This window comes from Martelella sp. NC20 (assembly GCF_013459645.1).
GTDB lineage: Bacteria > Pseudomonadota > Alphaproteobacteria > Rhizobiales > Rhizobiaceae > Martelella.
The window spans coordinates 70569-93595 of record NZ_CP054861.1 but is presented as its reverse complement, the minus strand read 5'-3'; the positions used below and the strand labels follow the sequence as shown (position 1 = coordinate 93595).

Genomic DNA, 23027 nt, shown 5'->3' with positions numbered 1-23027 from the left:
AGGCAGCCTCTCAAAATATCTGCTATGTTGCGCTGATCGACATCAGTCGCCGGTCAGATTTCGCTGACAGGATTTCGGCAGATGTCGAAGATTGGTATCCATTTTGGAAAACACCGCGCTCGTCCGCAAGCTTGGCGCATTCGTTGCCCTTTCGGGGGCCGAGCTGTCGGTGCTGGAGGCGTTGCACAAGCGCCGCCGGGTCTTAGTCGCCGGCCGTGACCTTGTCCATCAAGGGCAATCGGAACAGGCGGCCTATATTCTGGCCTCCGGCTGGGCGTGCTCCTACAAGATCCTGCAGAATGGGCAGCGGCAGATCGTCGATTTTCAGATTCCGGGCGATTTCCTCGGGCTGCGCAGCGTGCTGCTGCATGTGTCGGATCACAGCATCGAGCCCGTGACCGACATAGAGGTGACGGAGGTCCTTGCGGCCGACCTTCTGGATGCGTTTGCGCGCCCCCCCCCCCCCCGGCTGGCCGCGGCTGTGCTCTGGGCTGCGTCCCGGGACGAGGCGATGGTGGTGGAGCATCTGGTGGATGTCGGACGCCGAAATGCGGCCGAACGCATGGCGCATTTCCTGCTGGAACTTGGCGCCCGGCTGTCCCTCGTCGGTCTGGGCAGCAGGGCAGGTTATGCCTGTCCGTTGACGCAGTATCTTCTGGGCGACGCGCTGGGACTGAGTGCTGTCCACGTCAATCGGGTGCTGTGGCAATTGCGCGAGTCGGAAATGGTGACGTTTCGCGATGGCCACGTCGCATTCCATGCCTATGATCGCCTAGCCGAATGTGCAGATTTCGACCCGACTTATCTGGATCAGGTCGGACCGCCCTTGATCGAACCACCAGAGCATTGTAGGCGCCGGAACGCAGTGCCATGACGGGCCCCTCGCCGCTGATTGCGGGTTTGACGTGTATCGAAACTTCGATGCCGTCCTAAGTATGAAAATCGGCCGGTGACTCGGCAAACTCACCGCTCGTCCTGCCCCAGGATGTGCATTTGAGCAGGCCCTTCTCGAAATATCCGATCTCTTCTACGGAGGGGGTGTCGACCGTCAGGGTGCGCATCAGTGCGACCTGGGCGTCGGAACAGGGCACGAGGGATGTTGCGCCGACTGCATACGAACAAGATTGTCGTTGCGAGTGCAAACAAGGCTGCCCGGATCGTCTGGGCGGTCTTATCCAGGAACAAACCCTTTCAGCTGGTCGCCACCTGACGGCGCGAGGCTGAACGACTTGCGAGAAGAAATCGATGGCACCGTGATTTGATCGGATGTGAAGCCTGATGGTTCCAGTAGATCGCCTTGTTTCGACCGGGACATGCAAACCCTGGTGGTGGCAGTGGAGCAAAAGTCTGGTCGTCTTGTAAGGAACGCATCCCAGCGGCTCCCATTGTGGCTCGGGCATTCGCCCACAAACAAGCCGGATACGCTGAAGCAGGGTTTTCTGGGACTATCGTTTCTTTTTGCATACCGGAGGCGAACCATACACTGGAACCAGATTTCGATCATCCTTCCTTTGGCGGGGCTGGCGGCGATCTCTGCCACTGCGGCGGGGACGTTTTTTTAAATGTCTCGGCGGCCTCGGCATCCTGCGCATGAGGCCTGGGGCGAGCCGAAAGCTTGCGGTAGCCCATGGCCGCACTTCGCGACCCAGGGTCTCCTCGCTCACTGAGATGCGGAACTCTTCCCAAATCCACTGGGCCACAGACGCCAGCGTACGACACCATCCAGATACGGGGTCGGCCCGCGCTCGACGGCTTGCGCCAAGGCCGCCCGTTGTTGATCGTTCAGCAGCGAAGGCTTGCCCGGAGCCTTGCCGTTGATCAGTCCGTCGGGACCGCGATCATTGAAGCGCGCCACCCAGTCGCGCACGATCTGAACCGTAACGCTGCCGAGCCGGGCGGCATCGCCGCGTGATCCGCCATCATAGATCGATGCAAGCGCGAGAAGGCGCCGGGCCTGGTCGGCATTGCGTGTCTGGCGAGCCAGAAGCCGCAACTTGGCCCCATCAAAATCCGACCGTAGAGAAATCGCCGAACCCATCCCAAACCTCCTGTTTGCGACATCGATTCAGATTCGTCGGCTTTTGGGAAGCCCGAGAGTCAGCATTATTGAAAGTTGGTATTACGCCCTGGCCGCTTGCGGGTGAAGGCACGCACGGTTTGGGTTTTGGCGGCAGCCGCTTCTGAAGCGATCTCGTCTTCGGTCGCATCGGCAACCAGCTCTTCGAGATGCAGTTCCATCTGGTCGATCAGCCGCTGGGTGCGCTCCCGGCTCGGACCGTGTTTGTCCCGCTCCAGCCTGGCGATCAGCAATTGCAGATGGGCGTTGAGCGCCTCGATGCTGGAAAGTTTTTCTTTGGCTTTGGTCGCTTCGGCCTCGGCCTGCAACCGCGCCTCGCCTTCTGCCAGCAGTGCGGCGTGGGCGCTGGCAAGATCGTCAGGAGCGGCGGTAACGACATGCCAACATAGGAGCATATTTCTTCAACGAATTCAATGAATAAGACACTCAAATCCGTGTCGGACGCCAGGTTTCCCGAGGGGCCCGCCAGTCAATTGCGGACAGCAAACAGGAGAGCTGTGCCGGCGTGATCGCCACCGCACCGCCCTCCACATTTGGCCAGATAAACCGGCCGCGTTCCACTTTTTTTCATGAACAGGCAGGCGCCCTGGCCATCATGCCAGATCAGTTTTATCAGATCACCGCGGCGGCCCCGGAAGCAGAACAGATGACCGCCCAGCGGATCGTGCTTCAGTACCTCCTGTACCCGCAACGCCAGCGAAGGGAAGCCGCACCGCATGTCTGTGTGTCCGGTCGACAGCCACACCTTGATCCCCGTTCCCATGGGAAACGGGTTCATCGCAACGTCTCCAGTCCACGCATGATCCGCAGCAGGACGTCCACGTCGACATCCTTGCCGACGATCACACGGCGGCCGTTCGCACTCACCACCTCCATGCGGCCGCGGTCGGTGATGGGAGGCGGCATAGCCGCAGTTTGCGCGGGCGGCGTGCTCGCAATAACCGGATTGCCAACAACGACCGCCGGAACAAACCCCTTCGTCGAGCGGTGGACAAGCCGTCCTTCCCGCGCGGCCCTGCGCCAGGCATTCAACTGCCAGCGCGTGATCCCGTGACGCTGCGCCGTGGCCGTGACCTGCCGCGGCCCTTGATAACTCTCAGCCACAATCGCCAGCTTCGCTTCATCCGTGAAACGCCGCCGATGCCCGCTATCGACAATCTCCATCCGGCTGAAATGACCTACGAGATCGCTTGTGATGTCCATGATGAAAGCACCGTCTGTATTGCCGTCCATATAGGCAGAGCATTCACACGATCACTGGCATCCGCAATGCGGCCCTGCCGGATGCGCACCTTCATCAGGGCTGTGCTGGGGTTCTATCTCGACGGATTGCTGATGTCACGGAGGACCGAATAGGGTCCCTCCGTGACACGACGACGTCGTAACCAGCCTTGCCCAATCAGCAACCATTTCTCACGAAGAGGAATAGCCCTCCGGCTTGCTGTTGTAGGGGGTCATTACCCCGGTGATCGGGTCCGCCGAAACGACATTGAGCTGATCATGATCCGCGAGCGTCAGGCCGTTCAGGTAAAGTGTGTTGAAGGCAGTTGTATCGCCAGACAGTGTCAGTTCGAGCATCTTCGTGCCGTCGGCGGATCGCCAGCCGAGAATGTTCTGTCCCGCTGTCGCGGTTCCCGAGCAGGAGGTCTCGCCGACGCTGTCTAGCACGGGCGAAGGGACATAGAGCTGCTCGATCGTGCGCACGAAGGCATCCGAGGCCGTTCCACCCTTGCCGAAACTCGCCGTCGCCGATACGATCACGCCATCTGTCACCGGCGGATCGAGATCGACCGACCAGTTCCCATTTGCATCCGTCGGCACAGCCGGAAGCGTATTTGGTGTTCCACCCGAAGGTGTTACGGTCACGGTGACGTAGGTATTCAGCTGGACGGTACCCCAGACCTGATTTGGGAGCACGCTATCTATGGATGGCGGAACGGGGCGGTTTGCGACGGGAGGCGTCGGCGGTACCGTCGACGCCAGCGTAGAGGTCCATATGTGATCGTGATTCACGCCGCACCACACGGCCCTGATGCCCGTCGCATCGCCGCACAAACCGGGGGACTTTTCCGTGCCGCCCGGCGTTGTCCGAGTTGGGGTGCTCCAATCTTCTGTTCCATTCGGACAGGTGGACCAATAGATTGTATCCGGAGATTGCCACCATAACATCGCAAGCCCGTTGTCATAACCTGCCAACGCAGGCGCGTCTTTCGATTGGGCCTGCGGCAGCACATGAGGAACCGACCATTGACCGGAATACACGGAATGGTTGAGTTGTCCGTACGCGTCAGGCCAAGCCAAATGTAGCGCATTGTCAGCGGCGGCAAGTGCCGGGCTGTAACTGATGGTGAATTGAGGCTGTGAGGGGTTTGACACATGCTCCGGCGGAGACCACGTTTTTCCATCATATGTGCAATACCAGATCAGGTTATCCATGCCCGCCCATGCCATGTACAACGTATTATTGTAGGTGGCGAGTGCCGGCCCGTTAGCTGTCGTGGGCGAGAAAGTAAGCTGGGTTTGGAGAGACCAGCTAGGATTTTCATCGATGGTTGCATACCAGATGCAGGTGTCATCGCTTCCGCGCCATGCGACGAAAAGGCGATCATTGAAGGCTGCAATTGCGGGGGCGTCCAGCGTTCCCCCGTCGGGTTGGATCAAAGGGACGCTCCAGTTTGTTTCCGACCCGCAGCTGAAATAGATGTTGCTGTGCCTCTTGTTTCGCCAAACGACATAGTCCTTATCGTTCCATCGAGCGCACCGCGGTCCTGCTGACGTTTTGTCCGTCCCGATTTTAACTTGGTTGGTCCAGTCCGGGGCCGCGTCATACTTTGTCTGCCTGCTCATGTCAGTTTCCCTTCGGGTTCCATGGCGCCACATTGACTTTGGCGAGAGATTCTCAACCAACAAACGTATCGCGCGCCTAACTGCCACTATAGATTGCATATATTCTCTGAATAAATCAACCATGGATTGCAAAAGAGATCGAGAAAAGCCGCCGCTTCGACGCGAAGCCTGGCGGCATGTCAGCGTGAGTAAGTATCTCCCGGCAAAGCCGGGGCGGTTCACATCTTCGGACAAGGCTTTCAATACAAGCACGAACCCTGGCCGCTCGAAGAACAGGAGCTTCATCCGGGTGCGCCGGCGGTTGCAAAAGACGAAGACGGCACGTTCGAACGGGCTCAGGCCCATTGACTGCTCGACCAGGATCGCAAGGCTGTTGATCCCGCGCGAAAGTCGACCGGGTCCCGGTGAAGATAGACGCGAAGATCCTCAGCCAGCCGGAACATTGCACCGCCCCAGAACTTCGATCATCGCGCAAAGGGCCGCTCATCGACATCCTCAAGCTCAAGCCGCACACCATTTGGCAAAGACGCCATCAGCCGCATGCCTGCCGATGATGGCCGCGCCGGCATGTCGGACTGCCGCGCAATCGGCGACGCTGCAACCACAGGAACAAAGACCGACGTTTCCTGCCCCGCAACAACCGTCACAGCATCCGGGGTTGGCCCACTCAAAAACTGCCGATTTCGGCGAAGCTTCACCCAGTTGCGTAACTGATTGGCGTTGACGCCGTGCGCCAGTGCAAGGCGGGCAACCGAGACGCCGGGCTTCATTGCCGCGTCGATCAGCCGGTCTTTCTCGACGGGATCGAAACGCCGCTTCCCGTTGGAAAGAACCTTCACAGCCCGAAGGCCCCCTGAGCCGTGCAAGATATCCAATGTCATTGTGTCCAAAGTCTCCCTTGTGGACACAGACTCCTTCATTCCCCGTCCAGTGAACAGGTGCGGGGAATTGTGCGCTTACTTTCGTCTGACATGGGCCAGGGTGGACCGGAAATGGCGGCGAGGGCCGCGTTGCTGCGACCCTGCGCTTTTGCTTCATCTATCGCTCAAGTATGACGGATCTCCGTGCCGAGGACCTTGAGGCACTCACGCATGAATGCGGCGAGGCCGGTCCAGCCTTTTGCCGACACCATCGTGCCATCGACGAAGGCCTCTTTCGGCTCGACGTCGATATAGGTCCCTCCGACCGCCGCTACCTCCGGGGCGCACGCGCCGAGACCGGCGACCTTTCGTCCCTTGAGGACTCCGGGCACAGCCATGAGTATCTGCACGCCGTGGCAGATTGTGAAGATGGGCTTCCCGGCATCGTGAAAATGCCGGACCATCGCCTGGATGCGAGGGTCGGTCCGGATATATTCCGGTCCGCGACCGCCTGCGGCGTAGACCGCGTCATAGCTTTCGAGCTCGGCTTCGGCCTCGGAGAACGTCTTGTTGATCTCGGCGAAATGGCCTGGCTTTTCGGTGTAGGTCTGATCACCCTCGAAATCATGGAGCGATGTCTTGATCAGGTCGCCTTCGCTCTTGTCCGGGCAGACGACGTGAACCGTGTGACCGACGGCCTCCATACCCTGTTGATAGACGTAGATTTCATATTCTTCCGTGAATTCGCCGGTGAGCATGAGGATTTTCTTGCCGCTCATCTCGATCTCCTGATTATGGGAATGGTAGGTCCGGCCGCTGCGAGAACGGCCGGACAAGTTGTTTCGGTTCAGAACGGGGAGTCGGGGAAATAGAACTGGTCCGCGTTCTCGGGGGTGATCAGCGGGGCATCCAGCTTGAACGATCCGCGCATCGGCGCCTGACCCGCAAACTGCGCTGCGGTCATGTACATGGCCGAGGCGATCATGGACGGCGGGTACGGGGTGGAAATGGGGGTCCGCTCGTCGCCCGCCTTCACCATCTCGATCACCTGTTTCATGCCGTTACCACCAAGGGCGAACTTGATGTCTTCTCGTTCGGCCTGATCGACAGCTTCGATGACCCCGAGCAGCATGTCATCGTCATTGGCCCAGACCGCATCGATATTCGGATAGCGGGCGAGGTAGTCCTGCATCAGGGTGAAGGCTTCATCCTGGTTCCAGTTGGCATACTGCATGTCGAGGATCTTGATGTCGGACTGGTCGATGACATCCTTGAAGCCCTGGATGCGTTCGTCATCAATTACGGTGGGGATGCCGCGCAGCACGACGATCTCACCTTTGCCACCCAGTTTCTCGACCAGCCACTTCGCCGTGTTTGCACCAACGGCGATGTTGTCGCCCGCGACGTACAGGTCCTGGATCGAAGGGTCCGAAAGTCCCCGGTCCACGACGGTGATGAAGGTGCCATTCGAGGCGACCTGCTCCACCGGGCCGGTCAGTTCCTCCGAGGTAAAGGGCAGGATGACAAGAGCGTCAAGCTCGTTCGTCGCCGACAGGTCCTCGAGTGAAGACACCTGCGCCGTCGCTGACGAGGCTGTCGAGACGATAACGTCGATGTTCGGATACGCGGCCTCTATCTGCTTTTCCGCCTCCTGTGCATGGTAGACCACACCGCCTGTCCAGCCGTGCGTGGCTGCCGGTATGGACACCGCGATGGTGAACGCCTTGTCCTGGGCCAATGCAGTGTGCCCGAACAGCGTTCCCGCCATCATTGCCGCTGACAAGAGCCCCAGCCCGCTGATTTTGATCTTCATAGTTTCCTCCTCCTTTGTTTAAGTATGAGCCCCGCCCTTTCAGCGCGAGCTCGTGAAGCGGTGAGCCAGCATGGCGATGATGATGATCGCCCCCTGGACCGCGGCCACGAGGTATTCCGACACCATGTCCGAAAGAACCATGACGTTGGCGATAACCTCGAGAATGAGAGCGCCGGCAACGGTGCCCCAGATATGGGCCTTGCCGCCGCGCAGAAGCGTGCCGCCGATAACGACAGCCGTGATGACCTGAAGCTCCCAGAGCTGACCGGTGGTCGGTGTCGCGGCGCCAAGGCGCGGGACGTAGCAGATGGCCGCGACGGCGACGCAGAAGCCCTGTATGACGAAGGCCATGGTCCGGATCCGGCCGACATGCACGCCGGAAAACCGCGCGACATCGGAATTCGATCCGACGGCGGTGACACGGCGACCGTATTTTGTCCGGTAGAGTATGAACGCGCCGAGCAGGGCGATAACAGCGGTGATCAGGACCGGGTAGGGAATCCCGAGGAAATCACCGAAATACACAGGCCGGTAGGCATTCCGCAGGCTGCGATCGATGGACAGCGAGCCACCATCGGTCATGTAGGTTATGAAGGCGCGGAAGATGCCCATTGTGCCGAGCGTGACGATGAAGGGTTCTATTCGCCCTACGGTGATGATCAAACCGTTCAGCAGGCCGCAGAGCGAGCCCACGATCAGCGCCACCAGCGCACCCGCCGGGATCGCCCAGGGGCCAAGCCACGGGACGAGCGCGTTCATTGCCATGATCATGACGCCGACGACGAAGGCCATCATCGAGCCCACGGACAGATCCAGCCCTCCGGTCGCAATCACGAAGGTCGCGCCGACGCCGATGATCGCTATGAAGGCGCTGCGCGTGATGACGTTCAAGATATTGTTTGTCGCCATGAAGTTGGAATTGATCATCGTGCCCAGCAGCACGATCACTGCCAAGGCAATAAACGGAGCAAGGTCGCTCCAGCGGATCTTGAAGCCTTCTCTTTCCGGAAGTGCTGCGATTTCTGCGCTGCTCATGCGCGTTTCCTCCCCCTAAGTGTCATGTCTGCTGCTTGCAGCGGCATAGACGACGTTCTGTTCAGTGATATCGTCGCCCGCCAGCTCAGCAACGAAACGTCCCGCACGCATCACCAGCACGCGGTCGGACAAGCCGACGAGTTCGGGCAATTCGGACGAAATGACGATGCAGGCCTTGCCGGCCCGGACGAAGCCGTCGATGAAACGGTAGATCTGGCTCTTGTTGCCGATGTCGATGCCGCGTGTCGGCTCGTCTATGATGACGACCGAGGGTTCGGCGAGCATCACCTTGGCCAGCAACAGCTTCTGCTGGTTGCCGCCCGAGAGCTGGCCAGCCTCGACCGAGAGCGTACGAACCCGGATGTCGTAATCCTGGACAGCCGATTGCACGGCGCTTGCTTCCTTCCTGCGGTTGAGACGCAGACCGGGAATTATCATGTCGAGCGCCTGGAGCGTCAGGTTCGGTCCTAGTCTCTCGTTGAGGAGAAGACCTTTGCCCTTGCGGTCTTCGGTCAGGTAGACGACGCCTGCGGCCATCATCGAACTGACATCGGGCTTGGCGACAGATGTGCCGTTGATCGAGATCGCGCGCGCCTGGGCGGGGCGAAGTCCCAACAGCCCTTCGATCAATTCCGTGCGGCCAGCCCCGATCATGCCGCCGATGCCAAGGACTTCCCCCGTCCGGACGCTGAAGGAACCGGCGAACCGGCCGTGATCGACCGAGAGATCTTCGACCTTGAGAATCGGTTCCGCTGTCGCCGGCTCCCGTTTCGGCGGATAAAGCATCGAGAGCTCCCGCCCGACCATGAGTTCGGCCATCTGGCGCTGATCGAGTTCCTGCGCAGGCCAGGTTCCGATCATCTTGCCATCGCGAAGCACGGTGACGCGATCAGCCAGCGCCTCGACCTCTTCCAGCCGGTGCGAGATGTAGAGCACCGCCACGCCGTGCGCGCGCAGGTTCCTGACGATGTCCAGAAGCGCGTCGACTTCGTCATTGGCCAGCATCGCCGTCGGCTCATCCAGGATCACGACCTTGCGATCGTCGAGCAGGGCTCGGGCGATCTGAACAAGCTGCCGCTGCGCGAGCGGCAGATCACCCACCCGCGTGGTCGGGCGCGCCGTGGAGCCGACGCGCGCCAGCACCTCGGCCGTGCGACGGTTCATCATCCGGTCATCGACGGCAAAGCCGCGGGACAGTTCGCGCCCCAGGAAGAGGTTCTCTGCCACGGTAAGATCGGCGGCGAGCAGGATTTCCTGATGCACCAGCACGACTCCGCCACCTTCGGCCTGAACAGCGTCGGCGAAGGTGACCGGCTTTCCCGACATCGACATCGTGCCGCCGGTCGGTGTGGCGTGACCCGAAAGAAGCTTCATCAGGGTCGATTTGCCAGCGCCATTCTCACCGATGATCGCGTGCACCTCGCCCGCACGGATATCCAGCGTTACATCACTCAAGACCGTGATCGGGCCATAGGCCTTGGAAAGGTCCTCGGCGCGGAGCACAGGCGGTTCCTGCACTGTGCCGGTGCAGGCGGCATCAGTCGCAGGGAATGTCATTCGAAGGCCGCCGCGAGCCGGTCCCGCGACCGCTCGATGTGATCGTACATTGCATGGTAGGCGGCGTCCGCATCGCCCGCGCGGAATGCGGCGAGCAGGCGTTCGTGCTCCTCCAGCGCTTCCTGGGTCACGCGGCTGTGGAACATCAGGCGAAAGATGTGCAGGTGGATGTGCCGGTCGTTCAGCGCCTGCCGGGCGAACTCGTTGTCCGCAACCTTCAGAATCTCGTCATGAAAGTGCGCATCCGCCCGAGCAAAACGGGAATAGCGGCTGTTGCGGCTCACGGGCTGCTCGCCCTTCTCCATGTCGGCAGCGGCGCTCACGATCCGTTCGAGTTTCTCAGGTGTCAACCTGAGGCAGGCCTGCCGGGCGCTCTCCGGCTCGAGCATCAGCCGGAACCGGTAAAGCTCGTCAAATTCCTTCGGCGTGAGCTGCGGTGATGAAGAGTAGCCGATCAGGTGCGCCTTCCGCACCAGTCCTTCGCGCTCAAGCCGCGTGAGGGCGTCGCGCACCGGGGTCTGGGAGACATTCAGTTCTCGCGCCAACTGATCGATGGGGATTCGGGCTCCCGGAGGAATCTCCAGCGACATGATGCGTTGATAGATTTGTTCGTGAACGCTTTCGGAAATGCTCAAGGGCCGCGCGAACCCGCCTTTGTGGTCGTGATCCGTCGTTACAGCCATCTGAGCCTCCCAGTTCTGCATTCTTGACATGCTCTGCTTTATCGTCGATATGATATCAAATGTCAAATACAATATCATATACGATTTGATCCGGGAGGGTTGGCATTTGTTGGTTTCGGCCGGTTATCTGCGTGAGATTGCGGAGAAAGCGCTTGTTGCGCAGGAGGTCGCGCCATCGAATGCCCGGCTTCAAGCCGACCTTCTGATCGAAGCGGAACTGCGGGGCCTGCCGTCTCATGGGGTCCAGAGACTGCCCCGCCTCATCGCGCGGTTGCGGGCCGGACTTGCCCATCCGGTCGCAGGCGGCAAGGCACGCAGAACAGGTTCCGGCGCTTTCACCATAGACGGAGAGCGGGGCCTCGGCCCGGTTGTGATGATGCGCGCTATAGAGCGACTTGCGGCGGTGGCGCCAGAGCAGGGCATCGCGCTGGCATCGATCCGGAACGCAAATCACATCGGGATGCTGGCCTACTATGTCGAGGCTGCGGTCGAGCGGGGATTGATCGGCATCGTGATGACCACCAGCGAAGCGCTGGTCCATCCCTATGGCGGCACGCAGGCGATGCTGGGAACCAATCCGATCGCCATCGGCATCCCCACCGGTGCCGAGCCCTTCGTCCTCGACATCGCAACCAGCCGCGTCTCGATGGGAAAGATACATCACCACGCCCTGACCGGCACGCCGATACCGGACGATTGGGCCGTTGACGCGGACGGCCACCGCACCACCGATCCCGAAGCAGCGCAGACCGGCGCGATCGCACCCTTCGGCGACGCCAAAGGATACGGTCTCGGTCTCGGCGTGGAACTGCTTGTCGCGTCACTGGCCGGATCGGCCTTCGCGCCCGAGGTGGGCGGCACGCTGGACGCAATCAACGTCGCGAACAAGGGCGACATCGTCATTCTGATCGACCCCGCGGCAGGCGAACGTGGTTCATCCGGACTGGCCGCTTACCTGGATCGCCTGCGCGCGTCGCGGGCGGCCGATCCTTCGAGGCCGGTGGCTGTTCCAGGCGACGGAATGCGAGCCCGGAGGAGCAGGGCGCTCGCTGACGGCATCGACCTGCCCGACCCGTTGCATGAAGAAATCCGGGCCCTTTCGGAAGGCTGAGGAAAAATCAAAGGAGACAGGATGACCCTATTCGGCACGATCAGAGCCCCGAGAGAATTGATCTTCGGCTCGGGCCAGCGACAAGCCCTCGGGGCGGTCGCTTCAAAACTCGGGCAGCGTGCCTTGGTGGTGACTGACGAGCGGCTGACCGGCGACGGCGACTTCAAACGCATGGTGGCGCAACTCAAGGCGGCGGGCCTGTCCGTGCGGGTCGATGGTTCGGCTCTTCCGGACGTGCCCGTTGAAGCGGCGGCTGCCAGCGCCGAGGCAGCCCGTGATTTCGCGCCCGACCTTGTGATCGGCGTGGGCGGCGGGTCCTGCCTCGACATGGCGAAGTGCGTGGCCGTGCTGTTGACGCATGGAGGGAGGCCGCAGGACTATTATGGCGAGTTCAAGGTGCCCGGTCCGGTGATGCCCCTGATCGCGGTTCCGACCACCGCAGGCACCGGTTCAGAGGCGACGCCGGTCGCGGTGCTCTCGGATACCGAGCAGCAGCTCAAGGTTGGAATTTCCTCGCCCTATATCATCCCGACGGTCTCGATCTGCGATCCGGATCTGACGCTGACCTGTCCGCCCTCACTGACGGCGATCGCCGGAGCCGATGCGCTGACCCACGCCATCGAGGCCTTCACTGCTATCCGCCGCGATCCTGTGCCGGGCCTTGCGCAGGAACGGGTCTTCGTCGGTAAGAACGCGACCTCCGACCATTTCGCTCTGACGGCCATCGGGTTGCTCTGGAACGGCCTCGAAAAGGCGTTCACCGATGGGAGCTGCGTTGAGGCGCGCGCCAAGGTGATGCTGGGAGCAACGACTGCCGGCCTCGCCTTCGGCGTTGCCGGAACCGCCGCAGCCCATGCAATCCAGTACCCGGTCGGCGCGCTCACCCACACCGCGCACGGGGCCGGAGTGGCCTGTTTGATGCCCTATGTCATGGCGTGGAACGCCCCCGCGATCGGGCCCGAACTCGATCAGATCGCAGCGGTTATCGGTCTCAAAGGCAGGGCGGAGGTCATCCCGGCCATCGCCGCGCTTTTCGCTCGTATCGGCATTCCCCGCACGCTGCGCGATCTCGGGCTTGCCGAAGACCGGCTCGACTGGGTGGCCGAGCAGTCCTGCGGCATCGCCCGGTTGATCCAGAATAACCCGCGCCCGCTGCCGCTTTCGGACATGCGGCGGTTGGTTGGCGCGGCCTATCACGGCGAACTGACCGTATTTGAAACGAACTGAGGGAGAAATCCAATGACGCTCGACACCGCCTTCTCCGGCTATGCTGATCCCGCTCTTCACGCCAGGGGCTTGTTCATAGGCGGGAAGTGGGAGGCTGGCACCGCAAGTATCCCGGTGCATGATCCCTCAACAGGAAACATACTTGCAGACGTCGCCGATGCGGGGGTCGACGATGCGTTGCGGGCGGTAGATGCCGCCGCTTCTGCCGCTGAAAGCTGGCGCAACACGTCGTCCCGCCAGCGGTCGGAGATCCTGCGCTGCTGGTTCGACCTGATGCGCAAACATGCCGAAGAACTGGCCCTTCTGATTTCGCTCGAAAATGGCAAGGCGCTGGCAGATGCGCGTGGAGAGGTGGCTTATGCCGCCGAGTTCTTCCGCTGGTATGCTGAAGAGGCAACGCGGGTTGGCGGCGAATTCCGTCATACGCCCTCCGGAGCGCACAATATCCTCGTCGATCACGAGCCGATCGGTATTGCCGTTCTCATCACGCCTTGGAATTTCCCGGCCGCAATGGCGACGCGCAAGATCGGCCCGGCACTGGCCGCCGGTTGCACAGTGATCCTGAAGCCCGCCTCCGAAACGCCGCTGACCGCCTATGCGATGGCCCGGCTCGGCGAGGAGGCCGGCGTCCCGCCCGGCGTCGTGAACGTGCTGACGACCTCGAAGCCCGGCCCCGTGACGGCGGCCATGCTCGCCGACAAGCGGGTTCGCAAGCTGTCTTTCACCGGGTCGACCGGGGTCGGGCGCACGCTTCTGGCTGAAGCGGCGAAATCGGTGGTGAGCTGCTCGATGGAACTGGGCGGCAACGCTCCCTTCCTTGTGTTCGATGATGCCGATATCGATGCCGCGCTCGATGGCGCGATGGTTGCCAAGATGCGCAATGGCGGCGAGGCCTGCACCGCAGCCAATCGGTTCTACGTGCAATCCGGCATCCACGACGCTTTCGTGGAAGGGTTGACGAACAGGATGGCGGCGCTGAAACTTGGACGGGGCTACGATCCGGATGTCCAGTGCGGCCCGATGATCACCACCAAAGCGGTGGAAAAGATCGACCGTCTGGTGTCGGAGGCCAAGGCCCGCGGCGCCCGGGCGACGACTGGTGGGGAGCCAGTGGCGGGAAGCGGATACTACTATCCCCCGACGGTGCTCGTGGACGTGCCGACCGACGCCGCGCTGGCGCAGGAAGAGATATTCGGCCCCGTAGCGGCCGTTTACCGCTTCGAGACCGAGGAGGAGGCGGTGCGTCTCGCAAACGATACCGAATATGGGCTTGCGGCCTATGTCTATTCGCGCGACGTCATGCGGGCGATGCGTGTCGGGCGCGGGATCGATACCGGGATGGTGGGTATCAATCGCGGGTTGATGTCTGACCCCGCAGCGCCTTTCGGCGGCACCAAGCAGAGCGGCCTTGGGCGTGAAGGCGGTGTTACGGGCATCCTTGAGTTCATGGAGCCCAAATACTTCGCTGTTGAGTTTTGACGGGGGACGAAAAGGCCATGGCGAAACGCGATCTCTACCGAAACCGGGACTTCATTCCCGACTTTGATGCGATCATGGCCGAAACGGAGGCGCGCAGCCGCGCCTTCGCCGACCGGTCACGCATCGAGCGAAATGTGCGTTACGGGCCCACCCCCAGGCAGAGCTTCGACCTTGTCTTTCCGCCGGAGCCCGCTCCGGACGCGCCCCTTCACATGTTCATCCACGGCGGCTACTGGCGGGCGGGCAGCAAGGAGACGCATACGCTCGTCGCCGCGCCGGTGATTGCGGCAGGCGGTATCGCGGCGCTGGTCGGTTATGATCTGATGCCGGATACCCGGCTGGCCGAAATCGTCGCGCAGGTGCGTTCGGCTGCGCGACACCTCGTGGAGCTTGCGCCGGATATCGGCGCTGACCCGAAGCGGTTCACCGTCAGTGGCCATTCCGCCGGCGCTCATCTGGCCACGCTCCTTGCTTCCAATGCGCCCGGCGACGACCGGCCGCCCGTTTTGCCGAAGCTGCGCGGCATGCTTCTGGTGAGCGGCATTTACGATCTTTCCGACATTCCCGGTTCCTTTCTGAAAGACGAAGCCGGAATGCGCGCAGACGAAGCGCAGGCATGGTCGCCGCTGGCTTCCCGGCATACACCGGGACCGCTGCGGATCATCACGCGGGGGGAGGTCGAGACGGCGCCATTCCAGGACCAGGCGGTTGCCCTGCATGCCCTGCTCACCCGCGACGCGCAGCAGGCGGAACTGCGGACAGAACCTGGCGCCAATCATCTTTCGATCGTCTTTGAACTTTCCGATCCGCAGGCAGCGCTTGGCCGAAAGCTTTCTGGATTGGTGGCGGCATCCTGAAGGGCTTTAACTGCCCGTCGCATCTTCCGCAATCATCATGTGAATGGAACTTCGCCCAGGAAGATTGCGGAAGCGCCAACCGTGAAGACGTGCCTGCGCCGCGCTCTCAATAGCGGGGCGGATGATGGTCGAGCGGCCCGGACATTCGGCGCGCGAAAGCGAGACGGGAACCTGTGCCAACCTTCTCGAAGACGAAGATGAGAATCACCAGTGCGCGACCGTTCCGTCCGACAGGCAGGCTTCCATTGCCGGGATGACCTCCTGCTCGAAGGGATGCCTGGCGGCTTCCTCTTCATTGATCTCGATGCCGAGGCCGGGGGCCTCCGGGGCGTGCCAGAAGCCGTTGACGAGATCGAGCGGATAGGCGCTGCAGATATCCGTGAACCACGGCACGAGGCCGACGGCCTCCTCCTGGATCACGAAATTCGGGGTGGCGACGTCGAACTGCAGGGCGACGGCTCCGGCGACCGGGCCCATCGGGTTGTGCGGGCAGACACCGATGCCGGCGGCCTCGGCGATCGCGGCGATCCTGCGGCCACCGGAAAAGCCGACGCAATGGGCGAGGTCGGGCTGGATGTAGGCAACGGCGCGGGTTTCGGCCACCTCGGCGAATTCGCGCGGGGTGAACAGCCGCTCGCCGGTCGCGAGCGGGCAGTCGACGCGGCGGGCGAGATCGGCCATGGCGGGCGTGTTGCCGGGCTGGATCGCCTCCTCGACGAACAGCGGGCGGATCGGGGCGATCGCGTCGATATAGGCCTTGGCGGCATCGATCGATTGCGGCCGTCCGTGGAAGTCGGTCATGATGTCGATGCCGTCGCCGACCCGCTCGCGCACCGCGGCGGCGAGCTTTTCGACATGGCGTACGGAGGGCAGCGGCGCGTCGTAGCCGCTATAGGGCACGAAGCCGAGCTTGACCGCCTCATAGCCCATTTCCACGGTTTCCTGCACGGCGTCGCAGAAGGCGGAGATGTCGCCGGTTCCGACCTGGGCGCCGATCTTGGCGCGACGCAGGTGGGTGTAGACCCGCACCTTGTCGCGCACCCGGCCGCCGAGAAGCTCCCAGACCGGAACGCCCAGCACCTTGCCCTTGATGTCCCAGAGCGCCTGCTCGATGCCGGAGACGGCCGAAAGGCCGATGCTGCCGAGCGGCCAGAAGCTGAAATGGGTCATGCGGCGGACAAGATGCTCGATCCGGGCCGGGTCCTGGCCAATCAGGAACGGGGCGAGGTCGTCGACGGTGGCGGTGACGGCGCGGGTCTTCCATTCAAGCGTCGCCTCGCCCCAGCCATGGAGTCCCGGCTGGTCGGTGACGACTTTTACGAAGATCCAGTTCCGGTGGATCGCATTGACGACAACGGTTTCGATTGCGGTTATTTTCACGGGAATGGCCTTCGATATCAGGGATTGAGAAGTTCGGGCAGCCAGGTCGAGAATCCCGGCACCAGGCAGAGAAGCGCGACTGCGGCAAGCTCGGCGAGCAGAAACGGCATCAGCGCCCGCATCAGCGGATACATGCCGATGCGCCCGACCCGCATGACCACGAACAGGACGACGCCGACCGGGGGTGTCACGAGGCCGATGGCGAGCGTGATCATCACCACCATGCTGGCCTGAACCGGATCGATGCCGAGTTCGCGCACCGCCGGCATCAGCAGGGGAACGAAGATCAGGATCGCAGCGCCGATATCGAGGAAAGTGCCGAGGATCAGCATCAAAAAGGCAACCGCGAACAGGAACAGCACCGGGCTGTCGGAGAACATCTCCGCCGCGTTGCTGATCCAGGAGGCGATGCCGAGCAGGTTCAACGCATAGGAAAGAATGGTCGCGGCAGCGACCAGCAGATAGACGGAGGCGGAAATTCGCGCCGCCTTCATGATTGCGCGCCACAGCCCGGCCATGTCGAGGCCGCGGAACACGAACAGCGACAGGATGAGCGCATAGGCAACCGCGATGCCGCCGCCCTCGGTTGCCGTATAGGCGCCGATCACCATGCCGCCGACGATGATCAGCGGCAGGGTCGCGACCGCCACGCCTTCGATGATCATCCGGATTGCGCTTTCGCCGGTATGAGCCGGCTTCGGCATCGGCACGCGCTTGCGCAGCGCATCGACGAATACAATCCCGACACAGGCAAAGCCGATCAGCAGACCGGGGATCACACCGCCGAGAAAGAGGTTGATGACTGACTGGCCGGACACGGCGGCAATCAGGATCGCAAGGCCGGAAGGCGGTATGATCGGCCCGATGATCGAGGAGGCGACGGTGACGGCCGCCGCATAGGGCTTGGTATAGCCTTCCTTCGGCATTTCCGAGATGAACACGCGGCCGAGGGCGGCGGCATCGGCGACAGCAGAGCCGGAAATGCCGGCAAACAGCACCGAGGCGCCGATATTGGCATAGGCCGTGCCACCGCGCACCCATTTGGTGGCGTGCTGGGCGATCGAGATCAGCCGCGTGGTGATCCCGCCCTGGTTCATGATCTCGGCGGCGAGGATGTAGAACGGCACGGCGAGAAAGACGAAGCTGTCGACGCCGGTGAACATCCGGGTTGCCGCGATCGAAAGCGGCACGTCGGCGACCAGAATGCCGACGAGGCCGGCGAGGCCGATCGCGAAGGCGACCGGGACGCCGATGAAAAGCAGGCCGAGGCCCGTGAGCGCGACCCAGATCATACCGAGCCTCCGGTATCGGAAAGGTCGTCATGCTCCGGCTCGAAGCCGGCAAGCCATGACAGGGCGATCTGCACCAGCATCAGCGCCGAGCCGACCGGCAGCGCGAGATAGGGATAGATCATCGGAATGCCGGAGGCCGGCGCCACCTGGCTCGCGTTTCTGAGCGCCTGCGGCCAGCTGTATGCCAGCAGCACGACGCAGAAGATCGCGGCGATCGAATAGAGCGCGGATTTGACCAGCGGCGCGCGGCGGGGGCCGGCGAGGTGCTCCAGCGCCTCGATGCCCATGTGCTCGGCGCGGAAGATGCAGGCCACCGATCCCAGCATCATCAGCCAGATCATCAGGTAGCGCATGTATTCCTCGGTCCAGCTGAACCCGGTGTTGAAGAGATAGCGTCCGCCGACCTGGGTGAGGTTCAGCGCCGTCACGACGATCATGATCAGCGTCGCGAGGATTTCGGTGGTTCGGGCGAGCGCCCGGGCGAGGCGAAGGGCAGTTGCGCGCATTGGAAAAACTCCATGGCGCCACCCCTTGCCAGAAGGGATGGCGCCGTCCGGATGGATCAGTCGTAGAGCTTTACCTTGGCCTCTTCGACCGTGGAGAGAAGCTGGTCGACGAGAGCGTCGCCCACCTTGGTGCGGATGAAGGTCTCGACCGGGGCCTGGGTGATTTCCTTGAAGGCCGCCTTTTCTTCAGGCGTCGAGACATGGATCTCCATGCCGAGTTCGTCCTTCAGCTTTTCGGAGAAGCGCCAGTCGCCCTCGGTCTTCTGCAGGTTCTCGGTCCAGGCCATCAGGTTCGCCGCATCGGTGATGATCTGCTGGTTGGACGGGGAGAGACCGGAGAACCACTTGTCGTCGGCGATGATCACGTGCAGGCCGAAGACGTGTTCGTCGAGCGTGTAATATTTCTGCACCTCGCCGAGACCGCCGCCATAGACCACGGCCGGCGGGTTTTCCTGGCCGTCAACCACGCCCTGGCGCAGCGACATCAGCACTTCGGCACCCGAGATCGGCGTCGCGGTGGCGCCGAGCGCGTTCACCAGTTCCATGAACACCGGGCTTTCCATGGTGCGGATCTTCAGGCCGGAAAGATCTTCCGGGTTGATGATCGGGCGCACATTGTTGGTGAACGACCGGAAGCCGTTCTGCGAGAAGGCGAGCGCGCGCATGCCGGTCTTGTCGAGAATGTCGTCGCGCATATTGTCGGCGAAATCGCTGTTCATCACCTGCCAGGCGATCGGCGCGCTTTCGAACAAATAGGGGATCGACCAGACCTGCATCGGCGGATAGAAGCCCGCCATCGCGCCATCGGCGGCAAAGGTCAGCTCGAGGCTGCCCTGCTGCACCTGTTCCAGCATCTCGCGTTCGCCGCCGAACTGGTTGTTCGGAAACAGGCGGACCTCGATCTCGCCATTGGTCTTGAACTCGACATATTCCTTGAAACGCACGAGGGCGTTGTATTCCGGAAAATCGCCCTCGGCGATGCCGATGCCGAACTTGATGGTCTCGGCGGATGCCGGAAGGGCGACGAGCGCACCCGTTGCCGCGACGCATGCCGTCGCAAGCCATTGCCTGATATTCATGATTTCCTCCCTCACGAAAGTCCCCACGGGACTTGACGATGTCGGACACAGTCCGATTCAATGTCAGCGACGATAGACTGCCGTTTTCTACATCATATGTAAAGACCCGAGATGACAAAAAACAATCGCCGGAGCGCGCTCGCCTTTCCGATCGACCTCAGTTCGTCGCTGCCGACCGGGGCGGCCAAGGAGGCTGTGACGGTGCTCGGCCGGCGGATCACCAATGACGTCTATCGCCCGGGCGAGATCATGCCGACCGAGCCGGAACTGGCGGTTTCGCTGAATGTCAGTCGGGCGACGATCCGCGATGCGATCAAGGTGCTTTCCGGCAAGGGGCTGGTGCGCACGGCTCGGCGCTACGGCACGCGGGTGCGTCCGCTCGATGAGTGGAACCTGCTCGATTCCGATGTGGTGTCGTGGCACGAGCCGAACCACCCGCGCATCGGGCGGATGTTCGCCGAGACCACGGAGCTGCGCTGCATCATCGAACCCGCCGCCGCAGCGCTCGCCGCCGAGCGCGCCACCGAGGCTCAGGTCGCGCAGATCCTCGCAAGCGCCCATGCGATGCATCCGGGTGACGATGACCTGCAGGCGATGTTTGCCGCCGACTGCCTGTTTCACGCCACCGTGCTCGATGCCACCGGCAACATGATGATGCGGCAGATGCAGAACATCATCCTGACCATGCTGCGCATCTCCTACGAATTCGGTGTTCTCGTGGTCGATGGCGAGCCGGTCTCGCGGGAGGGTCATATCCATGTCGCCGAAGCGATCCGCGACCGCAACGCAGCCGCCGCCGAACAGGCGATGCAGACCATGCTGCAGCTCAATCGCCGGACCGCCGTCGAATACTGGACCCGTGCGGCTGCGGAGGCAGCGAATAAGCGTTCATGATCTGGAAATAGTTATCTTCTGTATAGCGCTGCGTGGAACATGCTGATTGCCTGAGATCGGCAGCGCAAAGCCGGCCGTTGATTTCCACCGAGACTTGACCCGCCTCTTAGGTATGTTTCGGCGCGGCGGCGAGTTCTGTGATCAGCCCGCGGATCAACGTCAGCCAGCGCGACTTTTCGCCTTCGCGGTAGTAGAGGATCACCGGTGACGTCGCATGGGCATCGGCGAGCGGGCGATAGTGTACATCGGAGCGCATCTGCCGGGCCGAGGCCGGGATCACGCAGACCCCGGCGCCGGCCGCGACCAGGCCGAGCGCCGTTTGCAGTTCGCGCACCTCCTGCACCTCGCCGGCGCGAACGTCGGACTGGAGCAGCAGGTTCAAAACCTGATCGGCATAGCTCGGGCGGGGCTCTCTCGGGTAGACGATCAGTCTCTGCTCGCCCAGCCTGACAAGAGCAAGCGGCCCGTCCGCCTCCGCCAGTTCGGAGCCCGGAGGGACGGCGAGAACCAGCCGCTCTTCGTAAAGCACGGTACTGACGATGTTCGGGTCGGTCTGGCGCAGCCGCCCGAAACCGAGATCGATCCGCCCCTCCTTCAGGGCCGGAATCTGCTGGATGGACAGAAGCTCGACAAGCTGGATGTCCAGCTCCGGGGCCGATTGCCGCAGCCGGCCGATCAGGGTCGGCAGTCCGGCATAGAGCATCGAGGCGACAAAGCCGATGGACAGCACCTGCTTCTCCTTCAGCCCCGCCCGGCGCGTGGAGGCCACCATCTGGTCAATCCGGCCCAGAACCTGAAGTGCCTGTTCGTAGAACAGCCGCCCGCCATCGGTCAGGCGGACGGGACGGCTTGTCCGGTGGAACAGCGCAACCCCCAGCTCTTCCTCAAGCAACTGGATCTGCCGGCTGAGGGGCGGTTGCGTGATGTTCAGGATTTCCGCGGCGCGGGTAAAATTGCGCTGTTGTGCCACCACGATGAAATAGCGCAACTGACGGAGTTCCATCGCTTTCCTCACAAATCATTGTTTTTGGTATTTTGTGGGTGAAAATGACCACTTAAACCCGCGTTAATTCAATATTATGCTCAAAAGGTATCGCTGCCAATCGAAATAGTGTTGGACGCGGCAGAGGATCGAGCGCCAGTATTCCTCCATGAAAAGCTCTCTTGCTCACGATTCCTTTTTGTCCGCCGCGCCTTGCCCCGTCATCGAGCGCGTGGAAACCCTGCTGGTCGATCTGCCGACGATCCGGCCGCACAAGCTTTCGGTCGCGACCATGGACGGCCAGACCCTGATGCTGGTGAAGGTGCATTGCAGCGACGGCATCACCGGCATTGGCGAAGGCACGACCATCGGCGGGCTGGCCTATGGCGGCGAAAGCCCCGAGAGCATGAAGCTGGCCATCGATACCTATTTCGCACCGCTTATGGCCGGGCAGGATGCCACGCGGGTTCAGGCGCTGATGGCGCGGATCGGCAAGATGGTGAAGGAGAACCGCTTTGCCAAATGCGCGGTGGAAACCGCGCTCTTGGATGCCCATGGCAAGCGGCTTGGCCTGCCGGTCAGCGAGCTTCTGGGCGGACGCCGTCGCGACCGTCTGCCGGTCGCCTGGACGCTGGCCTCAGGCGATACCGGGCGCGACATTGCCGAGGCCGAGCGGATGCTGGACCTGCGCCGTCACAACATCTTCAAGCTGAAAATCGGCGCCCGTCCGCTCGCCGAGGATATCGCGCATGTCGCCCGCATCAAGGCGGCGCTTGGCGATCGCGGATCAGTCCGCGTCGATATCAATATGGCGTGGGACGAGATCGAGGCTGCCTATGGCATGGCGGCGCTTGCCGATGCGGGTTGCGAGTTGGTGGAACAGCCGGTTGCCACGGCCTCGGGTCTTTCGCGGCTGGTCCGCCGCTTCCCGATCGCGCTGATGGCGGATGAATCGCTCACCGGACCGGAATCGGCATTTGAACTCGCGCGTATCCACGGCGCGGACGTCTTTGCCGTCAAGCTGGAACAGAGCGGCGGCGCCTTCAACGCGCTCAGGGTGGCGGCCATCGCCGATGCCGCGGGCATCGCGCTCTATGGCGGCACCATGCTGGAAGGCGGGGTCGGCACGATCATTGCGGCCCATGCCTTCGCCACATTCCCCAACCTGCAATGGGGCACGGAACTGTTCGGCCCGCTGCTTCTGACCGAGGAAATCCTGGCCGAGCCGCTGGACTACAGCGATTTCTCGCTGACCATTCCCGATGGCCCCGGGCTTGGCATCACGCTCGACGATGATCGTGTGGCCTTCTTCGCCCGCGACGGGTTTCACCGCAAAAACGCCGTTTAG

24 protein-coding genes and 3 pseudogenes are annotated in these 23027 nt (G+C 62.2%); 7 read left to right on the top strand and 20 right to left on the bottom strand.

Annotated features, from left to right (window positions below):
* Nucleotides 1–103: 103 nt before the first annotated feature.
* Nucleotides 104–874 (top strand): Crp/Fnr family transcriptional regulator, encoded by a 771-nt coding sequence (locus HQ843_RS00455; protein WP_246710239.1) that lies wholly within the window; start codon nucleotides 104–106, stop codon nucleotides 872–874.
* A gap of 55 nt (nucleotides 875–929) precedes the next feature.
* Here HQ843_RS00455 and HQ843_RS29905 read toward each other — a convergent pair whose 3' ends face one another.
* From HQ843_RS29905 to HQ843_RS00390, 15 genes and pseudogenes are all read right to left on the bottom strand, one after another.
* Nucleotides 930–1400: a CSS-motif domain-containing protein gene (locus HQ843_RS29905; RefSeq protein ID WP_371822098.1), complete on the bottom strand. Its 471-nt coding sequence runs from the start codon at nucleotides 1398–1400 to the stop codon at nucleotides 930–932.
* Between the two features lie 100 nt (nucleotides 1401–1500).
* A complete protein-coding gene (locus HQ843_RS29900) occupies nucleotides 1501–1629 on the bottom strand; it encodes a winged helix-turn-helix domain-containing protein (RefSeq protein ID WP_180900323.1) in 129 nt (42 codons plus the stop codon).
* Between the two features lie 31 nt (nucleotides 1630–1660).
* Nucleotides 1661–2038, bottom strand: coding sequence for a helix-turn-helix domain-containing protein (locus HQ843_RS00440; protein WP_180900324.1), 378 nt, complete (start codon nucleotides 2036–2038; stop codon nucleotides 1661–1663).
* An 83-nt stretch (nucleotides 2039–2121) separates the two neighbouring features.
* Nucleotides 2122–2472, bottom strand: a pseudogene (locus HQ843_RS00435) (transposase domain-containing protein); the annotation flags it as partial.
* A gap of 31 nt (nucleotides 2473–2503) precedes the next feature.
* Entirely contained in the window at nucleotides 2504–2593 is a 90-nt protein-coding gene (locus HQ843_RS29895; protein WP_371824608.1) for a hypothetical protein, read from the bottom strand.
* Between the two features lie 106 nt (nucleotides 2594–2699).
* A pseudogene (gene tnpB, locus HQ843_RS29890) lies at nucleotides 2700–2795 on the bottom strand (IS66 family insertion sequence element accessory protein TnpB); the annotation flags it as partial.
* A 56-nt stretch (nucleotides 2796–2851) separates the two neighbouring features.
* Nucleotides 2852–3280 carry an IS66-like element accessory protein TnpA gene (gene tnpA / locus HQ843_RS00425; RefSeq protein ID WP_180902012.1) on the bottom strand — a complete coding sequence of 143 codons (429 nt, stop codon included), beginning with the start codon at nucleotides 3278–3280 and terminating at the stop codon, nucleotides 2852–2854.
* Nucleotides 3281–3490: 210 nt separating this feature from the next.
* The gene (locus HQ843_RS00420; protein ID WP_246710238.1) at nucleotides 3491–4738 is read right to left on the bottom strand and encodes a hypothetical protein; all 1248 of its coding nucleotides are present in this window, start codon (nucleotides 4736–4738) and stop codon (nucleotides 3491–3493) included.
* A gap of 420 nt (nucleotides 4739–5158) precedes the next feature.
* Nucleotides 5159–5302: pseudogene (gene tnpB, locus HQ843_RS29885) on the bottom strand (IS66 family insertion sequence element accessory protein TnpB); the annotation flags it as partial.
* 86 nt (nucleotides 5303–5388) lie between these two features.
* Nucleotides 5389–5805 (bottom strand): IS66-like element accessory protein TnpA, encoded by a 417-nt coding sequence (gene tnpA / locus HQ843_RS00415; protein WP_371822101.1) that lies wholly within the window; start codon nucleotides 5803–5805, stop codon nucleotides 5389–5391.
* Nucleotides 5806–5969: 164 nt separating this feature from the next.
* On the bottom strand, nucleotides 5970–6563 hold the full coding sequence (locus HQ843_RS00410; protein WP_180900325.1) for a DJ-1/PfpI family protein: 594 nt from the start codon (nucleotides 6561–6563) through the stop codon (nucleotides 5970–5972).
* A 68-nt stretch (nucleotides 6564–6631) separates the two neighbouring features.
* A complete protein-coding gene (locus HQ843_RS00405; protein WP_180903364.1) occupies nucleotides 6632–7597 on the bottom strand; it encodes a substrate-binding domain-containing protein in 966 nt (321 codons plus the stop codon).
* A gap of 39 nt (nucleotides 7598–7636) precedes the next feature.
* Nucleotides 7637–8632, bottom strand: coding sequence for an ABC transporter permease (locus HQ843_RS00400; RefSeq protein WP_180900326.1), 996 nt, complete (start codon nucleotides 8630–8632; stop codon nucleotides 7637–7639).
* A gap of 15 nt (nucleotides 8633–8647) precedes the next feature.
* The gene (locus HQ843_RS00395; RefSeq protein WP_180900327.1) at nucleotides 8648–10189 is read right to left on the bottom strand and encodes a sugar ABC transporter ATP-binding protein; all 1542 of its coding nucleotides are present in this window, start codon (nucleotides 10187–10189) and stop codon (nucleotides 8648–8650) included.
* Complete coding sequence (locus tag HQ843_RS00390) at nucleotides 10186–10872, bottom strand: GntR family transcriptional regulator (protein WP_180900328.1); 687 nt, start codon at nucleotides 10870–10872, stop codon at nucleotides 10186–10188. Before HQ843_RS00390 ends, HQ843_RS00395 begins: the two co-directional genes overlap by 4 nt.
* A 106-nt stretch (nucleotides 10873–10978) precedes the next feature.
* Here HQ843_RS00390 and HQ843_RS00385 point away from each other — a divergent pair, with 106 nt between their 5' ends.
* The 4 genes from HQ843_RS00385 to HQ843_RS00370 are packed head-to-tail and all read left to right on the top strand — an operon-like array spanning nucleotide 10979 to nucleotide 15546.
* Nucleotides 10979–11983: an Ldh family oxidoreductase gene (locus HQ843_RS00385; RefSeq protein ID WP_371822102.1), complete on the top strand. Its 1005-nt coding sequence runs from the start codon at nucleotides 10979–10981 to the stop codon at nucleotides 11981–11983.
* A 21-nt stretch (nucleotides 11984–12004) separates the two neighbouring features.
* The gene (locus HQ843_RS00380; protein WP_180900330.1) at nucleotides 12005–13210 is read left to right on the top strand and encodes an iron-containing alcohol dehydrogenase; all 1206 of its coding nucleotides are present in this window, start codon (nucleotides 12005–12007) and stop codon (nucleotides 13208–13210) included.
* Between the two features lie 12 nt (nucleotides 13211–13222).
* Nucleotides 13223–14689 carry an NAD-dependent succinate-semialdehyde dehydrogenase gene (locus HQ843_RS00375; RefSeq protein ID WP_180900331.1) on the top strand — a complete coding sequence of 489 codons (1467 nt, stop codon included), beginning with the start codon at nucleotides 13223–13225 and terminating at the stop codon, nucleotides 14687–14689.
* A gap of 17 nt (nucleotides 14690–14706) precedes the next feature.
* Nucleotides 14707–15546 carry an alpha/beta hydrolase gene (locus HQ843_RS00370; protein WP_180900332.1) on the top strand — a complete coding sequence of 280 codons (840 nt, stop codon included), beginning with the start codon at nucleotides 14707–14709 and terminating at the stop codon, nucleotides 15544–15546.
* A 204-nt stretch (nucleotides 15547–15750) separates the two neighbouring features.
* On the opposite strand, the gene dgoD is transcribed toward HQ843_RS00370, so the two are convergent.
* Genes dgoD through HQ843_RS00350 form a run of 4 tightly spaced genes read right to left on the bottom strand, consistent with a single transcriptional unit; the run spans nucleotide 15751 to nucleotide 19803 of the window.
* Nucleotides 15751–16926, bottom strand: a complete 1176-nt coding sequence (gene dgoD / locus HQ843_RS00365; protein ID WP_180900333.1) for a galactonate dehydratase — start codon at nucleotides 16924–16926, stop codon at nucleotides 15751–15753.
* Nucleotides 16927–16943: 17 nt separating this feature from the next.
* Nucleotides 16944–18218, bottom strand: a complete 1275-nt coding sequence (locus HQ843_RS00360; RefSeq protein WP_180900334.1) for a TRAP transporter large permease — start codon at nucleotides 18216–18218, stop codon at nucleotides 16944–16946.
* Entirely contained in the window at nucleotides 18215–18724 is a 510-nt protein-coding gene (locus HQ843_RS00355) for a TRAP transporter small permease (protein WP_210275274.1), read from the bottom strand. The genes HQ843_RS00360 and HQ843_RS00355 overlap by 4 nt, the downstream gene beginning before the upstream one ends.
* A gap of 56 nt (nucleotides 18725–18780) precedes the next feature.
* A complete protein-coding gene (locus HQ843_RS00350) occupies nucleotides 18781–19803 on the bottom strand; it encodes a DctP family TRAP transporter solute-binding subunit (RefSeq protein ID WP_180900335.1) in 1023 nt (340 codons plus the stop codon).
* Between the two features lie 111 nt (nucleotides 19804–19914).
* Between HQ843_RS00350 and HQ843_RS00345 the strand changes: the two genes are divergently transcribed.
* Entirely contained in the window at nucleotides 19915–20697 is a 783-nt protein-coding gene (locus HQ843_RS00345) for a FadR/GntR family transcriptional regulator (RefSeq protein ID WP_180900336.1), read from the top strand.
* Between the two features lie 106 nt (nucleotides 20698–20803).
* Here the strand turns inward: HQ843_RS00345 and HQ843_RS00340 are convergent, their stop codons facing one another.
* A complete protein-coding gene (locus HQ843_RS00340) occupies nucleotides 20804–21700 on the bottom strand; it encodes a LysR family transcriptional regulator (protein ID WP_180900337.1) in 897 nt (298 codons plus the stop codon).
* Nucleotides 21701–21878: 178 nt separating this feature from the next.
* Here HQ843_RS00340 and HQ843_RS00335 point away from each other — a divergent pair, with 178 nt between their 5' ends.
* Complete coding sequence (locus tag HQ843_RS00335) at nucleotides 21879–23027, top strand: muconate/chloromuconate family cycloisomerase (RefSeq protein ID WP_246710237.1); 1149 nt, start codon at nucleotides 21879–21881, stop codon at nucleotides 23025–23027.